We start from the raw sequence: 1,690 nt of genomic DNA, 5'->3' as shown, positions 1-1,690 counted from the left end.
TGTACTAGGCCCTGTCAAGTTGACGGATGAAATAATATAAAATTTAATATGTTTCTAAATGGCTTTATCCCAGTATTCATCTGGGGTAAGGCCATTTCTTTGTGTTGAGCGATTGTAATGATTAAAATATTCAATTCCTGCTTCAACCAATTTCATAAGTTCTTGATAGGTCTTTGGCAGTGGCTGACGTGCCATCCATCGATTTTTAAATTCATTCCACCAACGCTCCATTGGAGCGTTATCGTATGGCGTTCCTGGTCGGGACATACTTCTAGTTACTTCATATCGATCAAGAGAACGATTAAATAGTTTTGAGGTATAAGCTGAACCGCGATCGGTGTGCACCATGGGGTGTACACTACCAGCACCTGAAAAGGCCTGCTGAAATACCTGGATTTCTGCTTCACTAGTTTCTGTAGGACTTAGATTATAGGCTAAAAGTCGCCGACCATAAAGATCTAAAACACCACTTAACCGAATTTTATATTCGCCATTTATGCCATATGAAAGCTCTGTTGAATCGGCCAACCAAACTTGGTTAGGTCTACTCACACTAAAATTTTGATTAAGAAGATTATCTTGGATATATTGTTCTGATTGTTTCACACGATTATGCTTCTTCGGATGTACTAAACATCGAATACCTAGTTCTCGCATAACTCGTCGAACCTGTTTGAAAGTAATGGGAAAATTAATTGATGTGTCAGCTTGTAAATTTACCAACATGTTTCCAGTACCAATCCCTTGTAGATTGAAATCAAACCAGTATTGGGTTCGCTCTTTAAGTTGTTTATTACGTGTCTCCCAAACTGTTTCTTGTCTTTTTAACCCTTTGTAGTAAGCCTGACGGCTAACGCCAACCATTTTTATAAGTTTTGTTATCGCACCATGCTTTTCTTGACTAACATTCTTAATCGCGTGATATGCCAGTCGTCTTTGCTTATTCACCCCTTGCGCTGAAGTTCCTGCCATTTTTTTATAAAGGCCGCATATAATTTTTGATCTTCGATTTGGCTTTCTAACTCGTGAATCCGTAGATTCGCTTTATCTAAATCTGTTAGTTCTGATTGATCTTTACGGTGACCACGATTATCGATTAGTGATTCATAACCACCTTGTCGTGCCTTAAGAACCCATGAACGGGCTTGTTGATAAGAGACACCGAAGTGTTCCGCAGTTTCATTATAACTATGTTTATCTTTGGTAATATATTCAACAATTGAAACGCGTTCTTCAAAAGAAGTTTTACGACTCATAATGGGAACCTGCCTTTTGGACGGTGACGCCGTCACCGTTTTATCCTCATTATACTTGGAAACCCAGTCTAATAGTTGTTTTTGTGATCGTAAACCAAACTTAAGTGCAACATCTGCTTGTGAATATTGACCCGTTAGATAAGTTAATACCGCTTCTAATTTCAGCGCTTTTGAATAGTGATTATTGTGGCGCGCTTCCTGTAAACCTTCAATACCATCGCGGTCATAGCGATCGACCCAACGTTTGAATAGATCTTTATTAATACCGTATTCTCGGGCAAAAGTTCTTCTCGGCATTCCGGACTTTCTAAATTCTTCGATAAACGTTAATTTTTCTAATGCTGAATACTTGGCTCTGGACATACAAAAATCCCTCCATGATTATCGGATGAAATTATATTATTTCATCTGACAACCATAAAGGGATTATTACA

At 38.3% G+C, this 1,690-nt stretch carries 2 protein-coding genes; both read right to left on the bottom strand.

All coding sequences use genetic code 11. The annotated features are described in order from the left end of the window. Positions 1 to 54 precede the first annotated feature (54 nt). Positions 55 to 972 (bottom strand): IS3 family transposase, encoded by a 918-nt coding sequence (locus AC1RP1_RS07565; RefSeq protein ID WP_481761993.1) that lies wholly within the window; start codon positions 970 to 972, stop codon positions 55 to 57. After that, complete coding sequence (locus AC1RP1_RS07560) at positions 945 to 1,619, bottom strand: transposase (protein WP_481761994.1); 675 nt, start codon at positions 1,617 to 1,619, stop codon at positions 945 to 947. The genes AC1RP1_RS07565 and AC1RP1_RS07560 overlap by 28 nt, the downstream gene beginning before the upstream one ends. Positions 1,620 to 1,690: the final 71 nt, after the last annotated feature.

Source organism: Dellaglioa sp. CoH-56-MRSF-13, assembly GCF_056782095.1.
The sequence above is the reverse complement of the archived record's forward strand: the minus strand, read 5'-3'. Positions and strand labels throughout refer to the sequence as shown.

Coding starts and splice junctions, on each gene's coding strand:
- AC1RP1_RS07565 (WP_481761993.1), bottom strand. CDS start 972: ATGGCAGGAACTTCAGCGCAAGGGGTGAATAAGCAAAGACGACTGGCA.
- AC1RP1_RS07560 (WP_481761994.1), bottom strand. CDS start 1,619: ATGTCCAGAGCCAAGTATTCAGCATTAGAAAAATTAACGTTTATCGAA.